The sequence below is a fragment of the Burkholderia sp. HI2714 genome (assembly GCF_002223085.1).
Taxonomy (GTDB): domain Bacteria; phylum Pseudomonadota; class Gammaproteobacteria; order Burkholderiales; family Burkholderiaceae; genus Burkholderia; species Burkholderia lata_D.
Genome location: NZ_NKFM01000055.1, coordinates 25,852 through 41,826, shown reverse-complemented (window position 1 = coordinate 41,826; position 15,975 = coordinate 25,852). Strand labels below are relative to the sequence as shown.

Below are 15,975 nucleotides of genomic sequence, written 5' to 3'. Positions count from 1 at the left end.
TTGCTGGCGCACCCGCTGAAAAGGCAAAGTTGTATGTACAACTTGGGGCGTCGCCGGAAAGGGCGGTCTCCGGGTTGGAAGGGTTTGCGGCGGCGCCGCCCGACGGGACCCTCGCCCAGTTCGCCTTTGACAGGAACGCCATGAAGAAACTCGCGCTCAGTATTGCCCTTGCCTGCATCGCGGTCGGTGCCCACGCCAAGGATTGGTCGACGATCCGGTTCGGCGTCGACGCCAGCTATCCGCCGTTCGAATCGAAGGACGCAAGCGGCAAGGTCGTCGGCTTCGACGTCGATCTCGGCAACGAGATCTGCGCCCGCCTGAAGGCGAAATGCGTGTGGATCGAGAACGACTTCGACGGGATGATTCCCGCGCTGAAGGCGAAGAAGTTCGACGGCGTGCTGTCGTCGATGTCGATGACGCCGGCGCGCGCCGAGCAGATCGCGTTCTCCGACAAGCTGTTCAACACGCCGACGCGCCTCGTCACGAAGAAGGGCGCGAACCTGCAGCCGACGGCCGAATCGTTGAAGGGCAAGTCGGTCGGCGTCGAGCAGGGCACCATCCAGGAAACCTACGCGAAGGCCTACTGGGCGCCGAAGGGCGTGCGGGTCGTGCCTTACCAGAACCAGGACGGCGTGTACCAGGACCTGATGTCGGGCCGTCTCGACGCGGCGCTGCAGGACGCGGTGCAGGCCGACATCGGCTTCCTGAAGACGCCGCGCGGCGCGAACTTCGAATTCGCCGGCAAGGACATCGACGATCCGAAGACGCTCGGCAACGGCGCGGGCATCGGGCTGCGCAAGGACGACGCCGACCTGAAGGCGAAGATCGACCACGCGATCGCCGACATCATCAAGGACGGCACGTACAAGAAGCTCGAGAAGAAGTACTTCGCGTTCGACGTCTACGGCGGCTGACCCGCCATCCGGCGCGCATCGGTTGCGGTGCGCGCCGCGGCTGTCGTGGGTGCGGCCCGCTTCGCGTGACGCGTCCGACTTGATGAGCAGGTTGCATCAGGTAGTGCGTAGATATCGTTTGATACCCGGGTAATGGCTATTGACAATCCAGCCACATCGTTCTGGATCCCTCCTATGATCTTCCAAGGATTTGGCCCGCTGTTGTGGGCCGGCACGGTGGAAACCGTGAAGCTCGCGGTGCTGTCGCTCGCGGCGTCGCTCGTGCTGGGCCTCATCGGCGCAAGCGCGAAACTGTCGACGAACCGCGTGCTCAAGTCGATCGGCACCTTCTACACGACGCTGATCCGCGCGGTGCCGGACCTCGTGCTGATGCTGCTGCTGTTTTACGGGATCCAGATCCTGCTGAACCACGTCACCGACATGCTCGGCTGGGACCAGATCGACATCGACCCGTTCGTGGCCGGTGTCATCACGCTCGGCTTCATCTATGGCGCGTACTTCACCGAGACGTTCCGCGGCGCATTCCTCGCGGTGCCGCGCGGCCAGCTCGAAGCGGGCTTCGCGTACGGGATGAGCGGCTGGCGCGTGTTCCGCCGCATCCTGTTCCCGCAGATGATGCGCTTCGCGCTGCCCGGCATCGGCAACAACTGGCAGGTGCTCGTGAAGGCCACCGCGCTCGTGTCGATCATCGGCCTCGCCGACGTCGTCAAGGCGTCGCAGGACGCGGGCAAGAGCACGCTCGATTTCTTCTTCTTCACGCTGGCTGCAGGCGCGATCTACCTCGCGATCACGACGGTCTCCAACGTCGTGCTGCATCACCTCGAGAAGCGTTATTCCGTCGGCGTCCGGAGGCTCGCACTGTGATCGAACTCATCAGCCAGTACTGGCAAAGCTATCTCTACACCGACGGCTACCGTTTCAGCGGCCTCGCGATCACGCTGTGGCTGCTGGTCGTGTCGATCGCGCTGGGCTTCGCGCTCGCCGTGCCGCTCGCGATCGCGCGCGCGTCGTCGAACCGCTGGATCTCCGGCCCGGTGTGGCTCTATACGTACGTGTTCCGTGGCACGCCGCTCTACGTGCAGCTGCTGATGTGCTACACGGGCATCTACAGCCTGCAGGTCGTGCACAACCACGTGCTGCTCGACACGTTCTTCCGCAACGCGATGAACTGCACGCTGCTCGCGTTCGTGCTGAACGAATGCGCGTATGCCACCGAGATCTTCGCGGGTGCGATCAAGGCGACGTCGGCCGGCGAGATCGAGGCCGGCATGGCCTACGGGATGTCGCGCTTCAAGCTCTATACGCGGATCATCCTGCCTTCCGCGCTGCGCCGCTCGCTGCCGAGCTACAGCAACGAAGTGATCCTGATGCTGCATGCAACGACGCTCGCTTTCACCGCGACCGTGCCCGACATCCTGAAGGTCACGCGCGACGTCAATTCGGCGACCTACATGTCGTTCCAGGCCTACGGCATCGCGGCCGTGCTGTACGCCGTCGTCGTGTTCACGCTCATCTGGGCGTTCCGCAAGCTCGAGACGCGCTGGCTCGCGTACCTCTCGCCGCGCGGCCATTAACGCATTCGCAAGATTCGCAAGGAAGGACCCAGCATGTACAAGCTTACCGTTGACAACCTGCACAAGAAGTTCGGCGACAACGAGGTGTTGAAGGGCGTGTCGATGAAGGCGAAGGCCGGCGACGTGATCAGCATCATCGGCTCGAGCGGCTCCGGCAAGAGCACGTTCCTGCGCTGCATCAACTTCCTCGAGCAGCCGTGCTCGGGGCAGATCACGATCGGCAGCGAGCCGATCCAGACCACGCGCGACCGCAACGGCTCGCTGCGCGTGGCCGACCAGAAGCAGCTGCAGCGGATGCGCACCAAGCTGTCGATGGTGTTCCAGCACTTCAACCTGTGGGCCCACATGACGGTGCTCGAGAACATCATCGAAGCGCCGATGGCCGTGCTCGGCGTCGGCAAGGACGAAGCGATCGCGCGGGCGCGCAAGTACCTGGAGAAGGTCGGCCTCGCGCCGCGTGTCGAGGGCATGTATCCGTCGCACCTGTCGGGCGGCCAGCAGCAGCGCGTGGCCATTGCACGCGCGCTCGCGATGGAGCCGGAAGTGATGCTGTTCGACGAGCCGACGTCGGCGCTCGATCCGGAGCTCGTCGGCGAAGTGCTGAAGGTGATGCAGAAGCTCGCCGAGGAAGGCCGGACGATGGTCGTCGTCACGCACGAGATGGGCTTCGCGCGCAACGTGTCGAATCACGTGATCTTCCTGCATCAGGGGAAGATCGAGGAGGAAGGGGATCCGCAGGAAATTCTCGTGAATCCGAAGAGCGAACGGCTCGGGCAGTTTCTGTCCGGGCGGCTGAAGTAAGCAGGCAGGCGGCGTCGCGGACTGCCCGGGACGCCGCACCCTGGAACGCTAAATGCTTGTCGCATGTGATCCCTTCGACGAAGGAGCACCGCGATGAGCACACCCACCACCACCGCCTTTTCCCATGTGAAGCCCCAGGACACCGCGTATCGCGGCGAAGGCCTGCGCGACTTCTTCCTCTATCGCGATCTCGGTATCGCGGCCGCGACGAACGGCAAGGTCGTCGCGCAACTCGTCCGGGCGAATCATGCACCGGAGGCGGGCACCGGCTGGCACCGCCACGAGGCCGACTTCCATATCGTGATCATGCTGAAGGGCTGGGCGCGTTTCATGTACGGCGAGCAGGAAACGCTGGTGGCGGCCGGCGACTGCGTGCACCAGGCGCCGGGGATCGTCCACTACCTGTTCGACTACTCGCCGGACATGGAGTACCTGGAGATCGTCGGGCCCGCCGATTTCAAGTCGATCGACGTCGAAGGGCCGTGCGCGGTGCCGCCGCCGACGCCGTGGGGAGAGGCAGGGGCGTAGCTGCGCGGTATTCCGGCACGCATCATCCGCACGCTTGTGATCAACCGCCTTCGTGGCGGTTTTTTCGTTGCTTCTGTCGCGGAAGCTTCCGTGTAATCCACTTTCCCTTTCGTCACATTCTTTCGAATTCCGAATGGTCGCGAAGCTGAAGATCCGGAAAGAAAAGAAAGACATTCGTCAGCTTCGATGCGTTGACGGCGCCGCGATGTCAAAGATCGTCAATTGTGCGTGGGTGCGGTGCACGGCCTGTCGACGTCCGGCGTTAAGGAGGTACAGCCGGATCACCGGTTGGGTTACCCGGGAGAGTTTCATGAAGCGCATCGCGAAGATCCTGACGGCCACCGCAGTGGCATGTGCCGTTCTTGCTCCGGCACTGGCCGAAGCGCATTCGCACCGTGTGTGTCATTTCGATCATCACCACCATCGCGTGTGCCGCTGGGTGCGGTAACCGCGACTTTCCCGGGGAAACCCGGAACGCATGCATCATTCAGGCAAATCAGGAGAGGACTATGAAAAAGACGATGTTGATCGCCGCGCTGGTCGCCGGCATGGGTATGTCGATCGGTGCGTTCGCGCAGGTTCCGGCCAGCGCGCCGGCCGGCACGACCGGTCTGTGCAAGGACGGCTCGTTCTACTCGGGCGCGTCGAAGAAGGGCGCATGCGCGGGCCATAAGGGTGTGAAGACCTGGTACGGCGCATCGTCGGCGGCAGCCGCCAGCGCACCGGCCGCAGCGCCGGCCATGGCAGCCTCCGCAGCCCCCGCATCCGGTACCGCGCCGGCGAAGAGCGCGGCAGCAACGACCGCGGCGGCAGCGCCGGGCGGCGGCGCGGGCAAGGTGTGGGCGAACGACAGCACGAAGGTCTATCACTGCTCGACCGACAAGTACTACGGCAAGACGAAGCACGGCAGCTACATGTCGGAAGCCGACGCGAAGGCGAAGGGCTACCACGCGTCGCACGGCAAGGCCTGCTCGTAACGCAGACTGACGCGCGAGCCGCTCCCTCGCGCGTCGTCCGCACGCAGCATCACCTCACGCCCCGCCACCCCCGGCGGGGCGTTTCATTTTCAGCGCCGTCCGGCTTCAGTGCGCGAGCTGCGATTGCGTGTCGGTCGCCGCGTCGTGCGCGGCTGCGCGGGCGTCGAGCAGCGCGCGCAGCGTCACGTAGTGCGTGCCGTCCGCGTTGTCTTCCGCACCGGCAGTGCGATCGTACGGCTCGTTGTCGTGGATCGTCGCGCGCACGATCGGATAGATCTGCTTTTCCCAGCGGCTGCCATTGAACACGCCGTAGTGGCCCGCGCCCGTCTGCACGTGATGCGTCTTCAGGTAGGGCGGCAACCCCGAACACAACTCCTGCGCGGCCACCGTCTGGCCGACCGCGCAGATATCGTCCTTCTCGCCTTCGATCGTCAACAGCGCGGTGCGATGAATCGCCGCCGGTTCGACGAGCCGATCGCCGACCGTCAGCTCGCCGCGCGCGAGCGCGTATTGCTGGAACACCTTCTCGACCGTTTCCAGATAGAACTCCGCGGTGAGATCCGCGGTGGCGAAGTATTCGTCGTAGAAGTGCCGCAGGGTGTCGGCCTTCGCCGGATCGCCTTTCGCGCGTTCGAAATACAGATCGGCGAACGACGCCGCATGGCGATCGGGATTCATCGACATGAACGCGCCGACCTGCACGAAGCCCGGATACACGCAGCGCTGCGCACCGACGAAGCCCGCCGGCACGACGCTGATCAGGTTCCGTGCGAACCATTCGATCGACTGGCTCGTCGCGAGCGCGTTGACCTTCGTCGGATTCACGCGGCAATCGATCGGGCCCGCCATCAGCGTCAGGCTCGCGGGCTGCGCCGGATCGCCGCCGGCAGCCATCAATGCGACTGCCGCGAGCGCGGCGACGGTCGGCTGGCAGATCGCGAGCACGTGCGCGTCCGGGCCGATCTGGTGGATGAAGTCGATCACGTGCGCGACGTATTCGTCGAAACCGAATCGTCCGGCCGTCAGCGGGATGTCGCGCGGGTTGTGCCAATCGGTGATGTACACGTCGTGGTCGGCGAGCATCGTGTGTACCGTGCCGCGCAACAGCGTCGCGAAATGCCCGGACATTGGCGCGACGATCAGCACGCGCGGCTGGCGTGCAACCGGCAACGCCTTGCGGAAATGCAGCAGCGTGCCGAACGGCGTGGCTGCGGCGGCTTCCTCGACGATCGGCACCGTTTCGCCGTCGACGACGATCGACGCGATGCCGAACGGTGGCCGCCGATGCGAGAACGCGCAGCATTCGAGCAGTTCGCACAGCGCGTCGAGCATGCGGCCGGTCGGTGTCGCGGTGGAGGGCGGCCATAGCGACATCGTGGCGCGCGCAGCGGCGGCCCATGCGCGCGCCGGGCGCGTGCATTCTGCAGACCATTGATAGAACGGATAGGCAAGCAGATTCATGGCTGTCGCTCGTTGTGCTGCGTTGCAATGAACGAGGCAAGCGATGTGCCAGCCTGCGGCTGGCACGCGCGTTGCACGTGGTTCGGGAGTGCGGCGACGCAAGCGGTACGCGACATACGGCAGCCGCACGTGATGCGTTGCCCGGCCGGCCTGTCGTGCGGCACGTGACGCGACTGTGTGCGGCGCTGCGCCAGTTCGGCGAATGCGCGGCACCGGCATGGTGCGGGTGACGCCACACGGCGTCTGTTTTCGGTGCAGGGGCACGAACGGTTTTGAACAGGGGAGCGACATGGACGTCACCGGAGGACAGACGACGCTGACCATCAGCAGCCGCAATTACTCGTCGTGGTCGATGCGCGGCTGGCTGCTCGCGAAGCTGAGCGGCCTCGTGTTCGAGACGGTCAGCGTGCCGATCGATGCCGCGTCGCGTGCGGAGTTGCTGCTGCTGTCGCCGTCGATTCTCGTGCCGTGCCTCACACACGACGGCAACACGGTGTGGGACACGCTCGCCATCGCCGAATACCTGAACGAAATCCGGCCGCAGGCGCGGCTGCTGCCTGAAGACCGGAGAGCCCGCGCGCATTGCCGGTCGATCTGCGGCGAGATGCATTCCGGTTTCAGCGCGTTGCGCTCCGCGCTGCCGATGAACCTGCGCGCGCATTTCCCCGGCTTTCGCATCTGGTCGCGCGCGCAGCACGATATCCAGCGGATCGTGACGATCTGGCGCGAGTGCCTGGCCGCGTACGGCGGCCCCTGGCTGTTCGGTGCGGAGATCGGCATCGCCGACGCGATGTATGCGCCGGTCGTCACGCGCTTCCTGACCTACGACGTGAAACTGGAACCCGATATCGCCGAGTACTGCATGCAGGTGCTCGCGCATCCGTTCGTGATGGAATGGATCGATGCGGCGAAGGCGGAGCACGAAGACATCGACGAACTCGATATGGAGTTCTGACGCACGGGTCCGCCCGGCGCTTTCAATTGCACTACACGCGCAGGCATCGAAATGCTTTTCGGTGTGGATGCGCAACCCGCAAACGTTTTACCTTGATTTCGGTTCGAAGCGAGGACGAATTCCCTAAAGGATGTTGAGCCCGATGACGTAAACGAGTCACGGGGATGACTCGCGATCACACGCTTTCGACGTGCGACGCGCAGTCCGAAAAAATCAGCGCAGCAGGGGAATCGACGTGAATCGTCAGCAATCGTGGACGCGTACAGCGGCGCCCGGGGAGATCATTTACTCCGAAGGCTTTGCGGGTGAGCCCGTCATCTTCTTGATCACCGACGGCAAGGTCGAGCTGTCCACGCGATGCGACGACAAGCGCGTCGTCGTCGCGACGCTCGGCCGCGGCGAGTTCTTCGGTGAGTCGGCGCTGCTCGCGGCCGAGCCGCGTGCCCATACCGCGAAGGCTCTTTCATTCTGTCAGCTGACGGTCGTGCCGGCCGGCATGCTCGATGAAGAAATCGAGCGCGTGTCGGCGCTGCTGCGCCACATCGTGCGAACGATGATCCGCCGCGTGAAGCGCAAGGACGACCAACTCGCTACCTACACGCATGCCGACTTCATGCCGGGCGTGCTGTCGTATGCGCATGTTCTGGCGCTGATGGCGGGCGCCGAAGCGCGCGATGGCGGCGACGCGTGGACGCGCCGGCCGATGCAGGCCCACGCGGCCGAAACCTCGGTGCCGCTCGCCGACGTGATCCGCAAATGCCGCGCGATTGCCGGCCATTCGCGGCCGCACGTGCTCGCGATGCTGCGACGCATGGAGAAGCTCAATCTCGTCACGATCGAAGCGGCGCAGGCGGACCATGTGGGCGGAGCGGTCGACTATGCTGCGTCGTCGGATGCGCGCCAGGTCGTTACGTTCGACGCCGCGCGCGTGATCGATCGCGCGCAGCAGGTGGCCGATCACGATCTCGACCTGTCGATCAACAGCGAACTCGAACTCATCGAACTCGCCGATCTCGAAGCGCTGATCGGCGTCGAGAAGACGATGCTGCTCAACAAGCTGTCGAACGGCGAGATTGCCGACGAGTTGTTCGCGTTCCGCAAATCGAAGGTCCTCAGTTACGTCGAACAGAAGGGGGTGACGTACTTCTCGCGGCGCAATGCGCGACGTGGAGAGGTGCGCGCGCTGGAGGATCTCGTGTCGATCGACCAGCGCACGCTGTTCGACGTCATCAGCGCGTTCGATACCTACGATCTCGCGAAGCTGATCGCGAATCTCGACGATCGCGCGGTGGCCGACAAGCTGTTCTCCGTGATGACCGAGGCGCGGCGCAACGAGGTGTCGTGGGTGATGCGCCGTGAGCTCAAGCTCGATCCGGTCGAGATCGAGGACATCGAGCGGCGCGTGCTGGATGCCGTGCGCGCGGCGAAGGCGCCGGCGGCGGGCACTGCGCCTGTCGCATCGGCATCGGATGCTTGACGAGGAGACGCTCATGGATCTGTTGACTCTGGCCGGCGTGGTGTTGGGCGGCGCGGCGATCGTGTTCGGTTTCGCGCTGGAAGGCGGGCATTTCTCGATGCTGTTCCAGTTCGAGGCGCTCGTCATCGTGCTCGGCGGCACGCTCGGCGCGGTGATGATCCAGAACACCTGGGCGCGCTTCTTCGACGCGGTGAAGCAATTGCGGCTCGCGTTCGTGCGGGCACGCGAAGTCGATCGCAAGAACCTGTCCGACCTGCTCGAATGGGGTGACCGCGCGAAGCTCGACGGGCTGCTCGCGTTCGAATCGATGGACGTGAGCGGCATCCATCCGTTCGCGCGCCGCGGGCTCGAACTGCTGGCGAACGGTGTGTCGACCGCCGTGCTCGAGGACGCGTTGCAGCGCGAACTCGATGCCTACGAACGCAGCCGCCTGGCCGCCGCACGCGTGTGGCAGCAGGCCGGCGGCTATGCGCCGACGTTCGGCATTCTCGGGTCGGTGCTCGGGCTCGTGCAGGTGACGAGCCATATTCTCGAACCGGCGCAGCTCGGGCCGGGCATCGCGGTCGCGTTCATCGCGACGCTGTACGGGCTGGCGCTCGCGAACCTCGTGTTCCTGCCGCTTTACGGCAAGCTGCGCGCGCAGATCGACAGCGAGTTAAGGTTTCGCAAGCTGTATCTTGATGGATTGCTGGCGATTTCACGCAAGGAATCGCCGCATACGATCGAGACGCGCCTGACCGGTGACGTGCGTGGGCGCGCGGTCGAATCGCTCGCGTGATGGGCGTGTGTCGTACGACGAACCCGGACTTCCAACAGCATGACTGCTCGAACTGACGGTGCATCCGCCGCCGATCGCGACGACGACGAACTCGAAGGCGCGCAATCCGGCCGCTGGCTGATTTCGTACGCGGATCTCATCACGACGCTGATGGTGCTGTTTCTCGCGTTGTACGTGCTCCAGCTCGCGAAATACAACGCGCTCGATGCGCGTTACCAGACGCTCGCGCGGCATGCCGAAAGTGCCGCGAGTGCATCAACTGCCGCTGCCGTGACGCCCGAGCACGCACCGCCCTGGCTCGCCTTGCTCGATTCGTTGAAGTCGAACGGCCGGATCTCGCTCGTGAAAGCGCCGCATGGCGTCGAGATCGGCATCGACGCGAAGATCCTGTTCAATGTCGGCGATGCGCGCCTGCTGCCCGATTCGTCGCCCGTGCTGAACCAGATCGCTCAGGCACTGAGCGATCACGCGACCGGCGACATTCTCGTCGAAGGGCATACCGACAGCGTGCCGATCGCGAACGCGAAATACGAATCGAACTGGGAGCTGTCGTCGGCGCGCGCGGGGAGCGTCGTGCGCTACCTGACCGAGCGCGGCGTCGCCCCGCACCGGCTCGCGGCGATCGGGCGGGCCGATACGCAGCCGCTCGTCGCGGGGGACGATGCCGCCGCGCGGGCGCGCAACCGGCGTGTCACGATCTTCGTTGCATACTGATTGCCGCTGAATTTTCGTTGTTTGCGCATCTATAAGCGGCCGCATATGCCCGCCTGACAACAACATAACGAATCTCGCATGATGAGCATGTGAAATCAGCGATGCGGTTCTGCGCGTGCATGCCGATAACCCAAACTGGCTCAGACCGAGCGGTTATCGAGGGTTCCCCATGCATTTCTGGCGCAAGCTTTCCATACAGAACAAGCTGATTCTCAGCATGACGAGTTGCCTGCTCGTGTTCGTCGCGATCTCGAGCGGACTCAGCATCCGCCTGATCGGCAACGCGGTGCGCGATCGCGTCGTCCGCGAAGAGCTGCCGACGGCCGTGAACGGCATCCGCGCCGACGTGCAGCGGCAGATGGCCGGGCCGATCGCCGCGTCGCGGATTCTCGCGCGCGATGCGTTCCTGCTGCAATGGGAAGCCGACGGCGAACCCGACGCCGGCACGCGCAACTGGATCCAGCTCGCGAAGAACGTGAAGGACGAGCAGAAGGCGGCGTCGGTGCAGTGGGTGTCCGTGAAGAGCGGCAACTACTACAACGAATCCGGCCTGCAGCGGAAGGTGACCGACAAGGATCAGTGGCTGACCGGCTTCCTGTCGTCCGGCAAGGCGTTCGACGTGAACATGGACCGTGAGGTGACGGTCGGTGGCTACATGATGTTCATCAACAGCCGGGTTGAACTCGATGGCGTGCCGATTGGCGCTGCGTGCATGAGCCTGTCCGTCGATGCGCTCGCGAAGGGTATCGCTGCTTACCGGATCGGCGAGACCGGGTTCGCGTATCTCGTGCGTCCCGACGGCGCGATCATGATGCATCGCGATACGGCGCTGATCGATGGGAAGCATTTCATGAAGGATCAGCAGGGGTTGCCGGGGGATGCGTCGTCGACGTTGCTGGCTGGTCAGCCGTATGCGTATCTGAGCTACAACGGTGATGGCGGCGCGCGCTTTATCGCGACTTCGTTCATTCCGGAGTTGAATGCGTATGTCGTTGTCGAGGTGCCGCAGGCTGAGCTGCTTGGGCCGGTGACGCGTGCGATTCGCAGCGCGGCGCTGGTTGCGGCGGTGGTGGGGCTGGGTGTTGCGCTGCTTGTGATCTGGCTGGTGGGGCGTGCGATTGCCGCGCCGATTCGTCGCGCGGCGACGCTGCTGTCGGAGATCGCCAGCGGTCAGGGCGACCTGACGCGCCGGATGACGGTCGAGAGCCAGGACGAGATCGGGCAGTTGTCGGATGCGTTCAACCGGTTCGTGTCGTCGCTGTCGACGCTGGTGCACAGCATTCGCGCGGCTTCCTCGTCGATTGCGACCGGGTCGGCGCAGATTGCGACGGGGAATGCGGATCTCAGCGAACGCACTGAAGGGCAGTCGAGCAACCTGGAGCGCACGGCTTCGTCGATGGAAGAGATCACGGCCGTGGTGCGGAACAACACCGAAACGGCGACGACGGCCGCGAAGATGATCAACGGTGCTGCCGATACGGCGGCGCGTGGTGGGCAGGTGGTGGGTGAGGTTGTGACCACGATGCAGGAGATCAGCGACGCGTCGCAGCGGATCTCGGAGATCATCGTGATGATCGACAGCATTTCGTTTCAGACGAATATTCTGGCGTTGAATGCGGCTGTGGAAGCGGCGCGAGCTGGCGAGCAGGGGCGCGGGTTTGCGGTGGTCGCTTCGGAAGTGCGGAATCTGGCGCAGCGCAGCGCGCAGGCGGCGAAGGAGATCAAGACGCTGATCGAGCATAGCGCGGGCACGGTGAATACCGGGTCGCGGCTGGTGAGTGAGGCCGGGAAGGTGATGCGCGATGTCGTGTCGCAGGTTCAAGGCGTGAGCGCGATGATGAGCGAGATCGCCGAAGCCAGCCTCGAGCAGAGTGCCGGGATCGATCAGATCGGGGATGCGGTGCAGTCGCTCGATCAGATGACGCAGCAGAATGCGGCACTGGTGGAAGAAAGCGCGGCGGCTGCGGCGAGCTTGAAGCAGCAGGCGGCGGAATTGACCCGGCTGGTATCGGCTTTCAAGGTGGATGATTAAAGTCTGATTCGCGATTTAGAATAAGGCGTTTCTGAGGGACGGCTGCCGTGGGGTTACGGCAGCCGTTTTTGCATGTTTGCGCGGGATTCGGTGACGTCTATAAAAATGAAACGCATTTCCAAATGGAAGATCGGGGTGGGGGCGGCGGTGCTCGTCGCGGTGGCGGCTGCGGTGGGGGCGAAGGTGATTGCGTCGCCGACCGATTCTTACCTTACCTATCGGAAGAAGGCCGTTGACGCGATTACAGCCGCGCGAACGGAAGATCAGGCGGATCTGGACAAGAAATACACGGCCGAGGTGAATGCGCGGCTGGTTAAGCTTGTCGGGACGGTCAGGGCGAGAGGGTTTTCCGCAAAGGCGGGGAGTACCGTGGAGACCCTCTACATCGACAACGGGATGACGCCCGGGCCGGATGGACTGCTCTTGAAGTCGAATGACGGGAAGGTGAATCTCGTTGTGACGACGGTTCCGCTTTTGAAGGCCTGGGTGGCGACGGCGGATGCGGGGATCAAGTCGGCGGATGATGTTGCCGTTATCTTCGATAACGAGACGTTTTATACCGACGTACTCGGTGGCGACGCTGCGGAGTATCGGTTTGCCGAATTGCCGGTGAAGCGGAAACCGGCTGATGCGGTGGTGAAGGCGTTGCTGCTGGGTGACAGCCAGGACGGGATGCCGGATGGGCCGAATACGTTGATGGTGTCGATTAAGCAGGGCGCACGGGTTTATCTCATGTGGCGGGATGCGACGTTGCCGACGATTGTCGCTTGCAGTGCGGGGCACGTGGCCGAGGAACCGCGGCCAGCCTGTTTCGCGCAGCAATTGCCTAAACAGCGGCGCTATTCGCGGTTTGTGTCCGAAGCGCAAGCGATGGTCGATGCGGTTGTTCAGTAGGATGCGATTGTTTCGATGGTCGGTGAGTCGGGCGATATCACGATGGGTCGGATTCGCCCGTTCTTTTGAGCGGTTCGACAGCACTGGACATCGCTGACAATCGGCGGCTGAAGACCAGGCGGCCATCGATGTCGAGCACGGCGCTTTCGCCGGGTACTTCAATTTCCCTTTTTGCCAAGCTTCGTTTGCTATGACTATTGCTTTCGAGTCTCCCGACCAACCCGACGTGATCGCCCTCATCGCCGATCTGGATGCGTACCAGGACACCCTGTATCCGCCTGAGAGCCGGCACGCTCTGGATATCGCGTCGCTGAACCAATCCAATGTGCTGTTCGCCGTTGCGCGGGACAGTGAGGGGCAGGCGATCGGCTGCGGGGCGATTGTCCTCAACGCCGAATTTGGCGAATTGAAGCGGATGTATGTCAGCCCACGTGGCCGCGGGCAGGGTGTGGCGAGGAAGCTTGTGACTATGCTTGAGTCCCGGGCAGTCGGTTCGGGTTGCAAGGTGATCAGGCTTGAGACTGGCCCCTATCAACCTGAGGCGCTGGCTTTGTATGCGTCTGCCGGATATCAGCGTCGGGGACCGTTTGGTCATTACACGGACGATCCGTTGAGCGTTTTCATGCAAAAACACATCGCGTCCTGAGGGGGAGGCTCGAATGGACTCGCAATGGTATCTAGTGGTGTCCAGTTGGTCATCCGGTTTCGGCCAAAAGCAGCCTGTCGTAACAATCCTGAACCAGGCAGCTTTCTTACAGCGCTGAGTTGACTGCTCGCAGGCTGGACTCTGATGCCAACTGCTACTAAATTACGGGAAGGTGTTGAGAGCGCTGTTTCTTCGGCCAAGCCGTCTCGCTACTATGTAGCCATCTGCCATTGGTGTTTTGGGTAACGAAATGCTTGAAGGGATTCAGAATGATAAGAAGGTTCCGGCTTGAGCAAAAAGGCCGTTATGAGAAGCTGGTAATTGCTCAACGTTTGTCGGAAATGGTGGACAGATACCTGGATGGGCGCACTGCACCGTTGCTGATCGGCGCCGAGCAGGGCGGTATCGGCGAATGGGATGACGTGGTCGTTTACCATGCGGATGAGCATTACGAGCACTTCCAGATCAAACGGCAGACGACCCCCTTCAGCGATAAGCACATCGATAAAGCCGACTACATCAAGTCCTATAAACCCAAGGCCAGCAGCAAGGCGGCAGCGAGTGCTACACCAGTTGTCCCTCCCGATAGCTCGATCGATTCTGAGCTTGATAAGGCCATGAAGAGCTTGTCTGCCTGGAGTCTCAATCCGCAGTCCAAGCAGCCGCCAGCCCGTGCCTTTTCACTCATCCTGCTCGGCCTGGAAGTCATCATCAAGGGCAAATCGAATGATTCCATTACCGCGAATCACCTGCATGAGTTTTGCCGACTCTGCAAGCAGGATGGCCTTGACCTGGCGGCCCTCTCCAGCCGCACCGATACCCCAACGCAAAATGTCTACAAATGGTTGACAACCTGGTGCGGTTTTACCGACTGGCATCACGTTCGCCAAACGATGCGGGCACTCACGATCCATGCCGTTGGGAGTGAAGAGAACCTTGAAGACCGTGCGTGCGAGTCGTTAGGACGGCACTTCAATGATCCGCGGGTGACCCTTGAGAAGCTGGTAGGGTACATTTCAACAAGTACCACGGATGTTAACGCCATCAGCTGTCATGCGATGATCAACCATCTCAAAGACGCACTTCGATCAGACGCTGAGACCTGGACGCAATACCTCATGAAGCCGCCGGCTGGGTCGAGCTGGATGGTAGCTGGTACCCACAACCTTAACGGCACGTCGAGCTTTCCAGTGCGTCATGCTGCCGCGGAAATTGTCGGTCACCACTGGACGGCGGGCGGTAACAACAGAAGGCTGCGGCTGCACGCTACCTACTGCCCGCCTACGCCAAATGCTGTGGCTCTCCCCTCCGCCATCCTTCGCTTGGCTCTGCACTTGAAAAGCGGGAGCCATTGCCTGCTTTTGGGTGAGCCACTCTGGCGGCAAGGGGCCGGGAACGAGCTCGGTAGAACGCTTGGGATCAGCGAAAGTGACCTTGATGAGCTTCCTTGGATAGAGAATTTAGAGGCGCTGTCGTGCGCGTCGAGTCGCGAGCTTTCGACGATCCTGGCAACTCGGGACGAGTCTTCAGCACTTCACACTGCAATGAACGATCTTGTGTGGGAGCAGCTACAAACCCGCATCACGGCCAGGTTGAACGCGGTATCCGACACTCCGTTGTTGGCAGCATTGGAACCGAAATGGCGCTCCTGGGCCGCTGAGTTAACAGCTGACGCCACTGCGCGTGAGTCACTGTTTGAGCAGCTGATGTACCCCAAAACAGAAGGCTTGGACGGGAAGCACGCGCTACGCGTCGGGCCTCGCACTGCAGACCTGCTCGAATCCGCTATTTTGATGCTGCTTCTAGTGTGCGTCGCAATCGGCAACGACGACGGCAATTGGCGTGAAATCCCTGAAGTTGGGGATGTTCTTAGCATCGCGTTGAAGAACTGGTCGGGCGCTTCAGGCGATCACGGCGGCGCCAGGCCTCTTGCCGATGACCTGATGGCCGTCTTGGGGCCTTCACCAGCGCCGGTGGTCATTCTTGCAGGCGTCGAAGGGTCTCCCACGAGTCTGCTCGAGTCCGGAATGGCTGATGATTTTGAGACCCGCAATAGCATGGCAGCTGAGCGACAGCCCAAGTTGCTGGTGACGCGATTTGGGGTGCTCAAGTACCTGCGAACCGGGACACTTGCCGAGCTGCAGGGGCAATTTAAACGTCATTGGGATGCTTGGCGCGATGCGCGCGAAGGTGCAATCCAAGCTCATGGGGAAGGACATTAATC

The 15,975-nt window shown here is 62.7% G+C and carries 16 protein-coding genes; 15 read left to right on the top strand and 1 reads right to left on the bottom strand.

The genetic code is table 11. The annotated features are described in order from the left end of the window. Positions 1-140 precede the first annotated feature (140 nt). The 7 genes from CFB82_RS29565 (at position 141) to CFB82_RS29540 (ending at position 4,794) form a co-directional block, all read left to right on the top strand. A complete protein-coding gene (locus CFB82_RS29565; protein WP_089486337.1) occupies positions 141-914 on the top strand; it encodes an ABC transporter substrate-binding protein in 774 nt (257 codons plus the stop codon). Positions 915-1,088: 174 nt separating this feature from the next. Beyond that, a complete protein-coding gene (locus CFB82_RS29560; RefSeq protein ID WP_089486336.1) occupies positions 1,089-1,778 on the top strand; it encodes an ABC transporter permease in 690 nt (229 codons plus the stop codon). Further along, complete coding sequence (locus CFB82_RS29555) at positions 1,775-2,488, top strand: ABC transporter permease (protein ID WP_089486335.1); 714 nt, start codon at positions 1,775-1,777, stop codon at positions 2,486-2,488. The genes CFB82_RS29560 and CFB82_RS29555 overlap by 4 nt, the downstream gene beginning before the upstream one ends. A gap of 33 nt (positions 2,489-2,521) precedes the next feature. Next, on the top strand, positions 2,522-3,289 hold the full coding sequence (locus CFB82_RS29550; RefSeq protein ID WP_089447253.1) for an ABC transporter ATP-binding protein: 768 nt from the start codon (positions 2,522-2,524) through the stop codon (positions 3,287-3,289). Between the two features lie 93 nt (positions 3,290-3,382). After that, entirely contained in the window at positions 3,383-3,817 is a 435-nt protein-coding gene (locus CFB82_RS29545; RefSeq protein WP_089486334.1) for a cupin domain-containing protein, read from the top strand. A 310-nt stretch (positions 3,818-4,127) separates the two neighbouring features. Then, entirely contained in the window at positions 4,128-4,265 is a 138-nt protein-coding gene (locus CFB82_RS44145) for an HHHH-motif protein (RefSeq protein WP_167347852.1), read from the top strand. Positions 4,266-4,326: 61 nt separating this feature from the next. After that, positions 4,327-4,794 carry a DUF3761 domain-containing protein gene (locus CFB82_RS29540; protein WP_069250966.1) on the top strand — a complete coding sequence of 156 codons (468 nt, stop codon included), beginning with the start codon at positions 4,327-4,329 and terminating at the stop codon, positions 4,792-4,794. A gap of 105 nt (positions 4,795-4,899) precedes the next feature. Here CFB82_RS29540 and CFB82_RS29535 read toward each other — a convergent pair whose 3' ends face one another. Then, complete coding sequence (locus CFB82_RS29535; RefSeq protein ID WP_089486333.1) at positions 4,900-6,255, bottom strand: polyhydroxyalkanoate depolymerase; 1,356 nt, start codon at positions 6,253-6,255, stop codon at positions 4,900-4,902. A gap of 289 nt (positions 6,256-6,544) precedes the next feature. Here CFB82_RS29535 and CFB82_RS29530 point away from each other — a divergent pair, with 289 nt between their 5' ends. The 8 genes from CFB82_RS29530 to CFB82_RS29495 all read left to right on the top strand — a co-directional run bounded on the left by CFB82_RS29530 (position 6,545) and on the right by CFB82_RS29495 (position 15,973). Further along, the gene (locus CFB82_RS29530) at positions 6,545-7,210 is read left to right on the top strand and encodes a glutathione S-transferase family protein (protein WP_089486332.1); all 666 of its coding nucleotides are present in this window, start codon (positions 6,545-6,547) and stop codon (positions 7,208-7,210) included. A 235-nt stretch (positions 7,211-7,445) separates the two neighbouring features. Then, complete coding sequence (locus CFB82_RS29525; protein ID WP_089486331.1) at positions 7,446-8,687, top strand: cyclic nucleotide-binding domain-containing protein; 1,242 nt, start codon at positions 7,446-7,448, stop codon at positions 8,685-8,687. Between the two features lie 13 nt (positions 8,688-8,700). Beyond that, on the top strand, positions 8,701-9,465 hold the full coding sequence (locus CFB82_RS29520; protein ID WP_089447258.1) for a flagellar motor protein: 765 nt from the start codon (positions 8,701-8,703) through the stop codon (positions 9,463-9,465). 39 nt (positions 9,466-9,504) lie between these two features. After that, positions 9,505-10,179 carry an OmpA/MotB family protein gene (locus tag CFB82_RS29515; RefSeq protein ID WP_089486330.1) on the top strand — a complete coding sequence of 225 codons (675 nt, stop codon included), beginning with the start codon at positions 9,505-9,507 and terminating at the stop codon, positions 10,177-10,179. Positions 10,180-10,348: 169 nt separating this feature from the next. Next, positions 10,349-12,211: a methyl-accepting chemotaxis protein gene (locus CFB82_RS29510; RefSeq protein WP_089486329.1), complete on the top strand. Its 1,863-nt coding sequence runs from the start codon at positions 10,349-10,351 to the stop codon at positions 12,209-12,211. Between the two features lie 105 nt (positions 12,212-12,316). Then, on the top strand, positions 12,317-13,105 hold the full coding sequence (locus CFB82_RS29505) for a hypothetical protein (RefSeq protein ID WP_089486494.1): 789 nt from the start codon (positions 12,317-12,319) through the stop codon (positions 13,103-13,105). 190 nt (positions 13,106-13,295) lie between these two features. Beyond that, on the top strand, positions 13,296-13,751 hold the full coding sequence (locus CFB82_RS29500) for a GNAT family N-acetyltransferase (RefSeq protein ID WP_089486328.1): 456 nt from the start codon (positions 13,296-13,298) through the stop codon (positions 13,749-13,751). A gap of 254 nt (positions 13,752-14,005) precedes the next feature. Next, positions 14,006-15,973, top strand: a complete 1,968-nt coding sequence (locus CFB82_RS29495) for an ABC-three component system protein (RefSeq protein WP_143750979.1) — start codon at positions 14,006-14,008, stop codon at positions 15,971-15,973. The last annotated feature ends 2 nt before the right edge of the window (positions 15,974-15,975 follow it).